Raw genomic sequence first — 2,118 nt, forward strand, 5'->3', positions numbered from 1 at the left:
GCATTGTGGCCCCACCTGATCCCATTCCGAACTCAGAAGTGAAACGCAATCGCGCCGATGGTAGTGTGGGGTCTCCCCATGTGAGAGTAGGTCATTTCCAGGCGCCAAATAAAACATAGAGGCCACCCCATCGGGTGGCCTTTTTGTTATGTTTGCTTTTTTAAATGACCCTCTCATACAAATCTAAGTAAAGATATGATCTAATTCTATTTATCACATTCTCTTTATGAGTTGTTATGGATAACCTTAAAAATATCGACTTTAATTCACTCGCACGTAAGCAACAATTGATTCAAATGAGGATGCGACTCCTTGCGCTCGCTCATTTTCAAGATGGCAAGTCTAGAATGAAAATTGCACTCTCTTTAAAAGTGAGTAGAACGAGCGTTATAGCTAAATAAGAATAATGTGTGATAATACTCGAATGGCATATAGTATCGATTTCAGGCGTAAGGTGTTCGCCTACAAAGAAAAGCACCAACTGACATTTGAGTAGACAAGTCAATATTTCGAAATTAATATCAGCACACTTTTTCGTTGGAAAAATAAGATGGAACCTTGCTCAAAACGTAATAAACCCGCAACGAAAGTAGACATGACGGCACTGAAACGTGATGTTGATGATCACCCCGATGATTATCAATGGGAACGTGCAACCCGCCTTAATGTCGGTCAACCAACAATACACTATGCGCTGAAACGGCTCAAAATCAGCTATAAAAAAAACACTAAAACACCCTAAAGCTTGTGATATTGCCAGAACAGAATTTATTGAGCGTATTTGTCAGTATGAAAATAAAGGTAAATAAATCATCTATTTAGATAAAAGTGAGCTTTGCTCAAAGTATGCCTCGTGAATATGGATATTCAGAAAAAGGAACCCGATGTTACGGCACTCATAACTGGCAAGCCAGAGGAAGAGTGAATGTGATTGGCGCCATTGTCGGTATGACGTTTCTCACCCTAAGCCTATTTTCTTCCTATATAAACTCAGATGTCTTTTATGCGTGGTTGACTCAAGATTTATTGCCAAAGGTTAAAACGGGTGCCGTCATCGTGATGGATAATGCCACATTCCATAAACGCAGTGATATGCTTGAAGCAATAACAGGACGTGGCTGTATAGTCGAGTTTCTACTGCCATATAGTCCCGTTCTCAATCCCATCGAGAAGAAATAGGCGCAAGTCAAATTCATTAGAAGGAAATTACGCTGCTCAATGGATGAGTTATTTACTGAGCATGTGGACTATCGAAATTTATGTAGATCCGGCTATAACAAGTGGGTAAATACTTTTTTAGAAGAAAGCTTAGCCGGACTGCAAGAAAAGCCACGCACAGGTCGACCCGCCTACCTTAGCGGTAAACAGTAAACTCAACTTGCTGAATATATAGAACAAAGAGCAGGTAATACCCAAGTCGGTGGACGATTAACAGGGGCAGATATTCACCGGTATATTCAATCTGAATTTGGGGGAAATTATCACCCTGACTTTATCTACTATTTATTGAATCATATGGGGTTTTCATGGATAACCTCACGCTCTAAACATCCAAAACAATCCATTGACGCTCAAGAAGCGTTTAAACAAATTCCAAATTAAAACGATCCATAAGATCCCCCGAACACCTCCCTTTAGATCGCGTGGATATCTGGTTTCAAGATGAAGCAAGATTTGGCCAACAAAACACGACAACGAGAATTTGGGCCTGAAAAGGTACCAGGCCACGGGCTGTACGCCAACAACAGTTCAACTATGCCTATCTATTTGGTTCAGTCTGTCCAAGCAGAGGGATAGGTCGAGCAATAGTGATGCCGTGGACAAGCAAAGAAGCGATGCGCTTACACTTATACCAATCTGGAAAACTAACTGATCAACTTTGCTCGGTCTCTAGTACTTAAACACAGTGAAAATGATCGATTGGATTCACTTCAAAACGGGTAACTATTCGCTCGGAAATAACAATGAAAGACTTCTAGCTTTACGGGGTTTCTTACTAATGAGCCCTTTTTTTCCAGAGTATTAATCATTTGATTAACACTGGGCGGAGTGACCTCAAAGTATTTCTGCAGATCCGTATGTGCAGGTGGGATACCATTGAGCTTGGTATATTGATAA

At 40.7% G+C, this 2,118-nt stretch carries 3 protein-coding genes, 1 rRNA gene and 1 pseudogene; 4 read left to right on the forward strand and 1 reads right to left on the reverse strand.

Going from position 1 to position 2,118, the window contains the following annotated elements; all coding sequences use genetic code 11:
• From rrf to L2764_RS28465, 4 genes and pseudogenes are all read left to right on the forward strand, one after another.
• Positions 1 to 103, forward strand: a 5S ribosomal RNA gene (rrf, locus tag L2764_RS26900); the annotation flags it as partial.
• 408 nt (positions 104 to 511) lie between these two features.
• Positions 512 to 742: pseudogene (locus tag L2764_RS26905) on the forward strand (IS630 transposase-related protein); the annotation flags it as partial.
• Between the two features lie 86 nt (positions 743 to 828).
• A complete protein-coding gene (locus L2764_RS26910; protein ID WP_312018397.1) occupies positions 829 to 1,179 on the forward strand; it encodes a transposase in 351 nt (116 codons plus the stop codon).
• Between the two features lie 210 nt (positions 1,180 to 1,389).
• On the forward strand, positions 1,390 to 1,602 hold the full coding sequence (locus tag L2764_RS28465) for a helix-turn-helix domain-containing protein (RefSeq protein ID WP_376708513.1): 213 nt from the start codon (positions 1,390 to 1,392) through the stop codon (positions 1,600 to 1,602).
• Positions 1,603 to 1,931: 329 nt separating this feature from the next.
• Here L2764_RS28465 and L2764_RS26915 read toward each other — a convergent pair.
• The coding region (locus tag L2764_RS26915; protein WP_446539691.1) for a hypothetical protein at positions 1,932 to 2,118 on the reverse strand (187 nt) is incomplete at its 5' end.

This window comes from Shewanella surugensis (assembly GCF_023284005.1).
GTDB lineage: Bacteria > Pseudomonadota > Gammaproteobacteria > Enterobacterales > Shewanellaceae > Shewanella > Shewanella surugensis.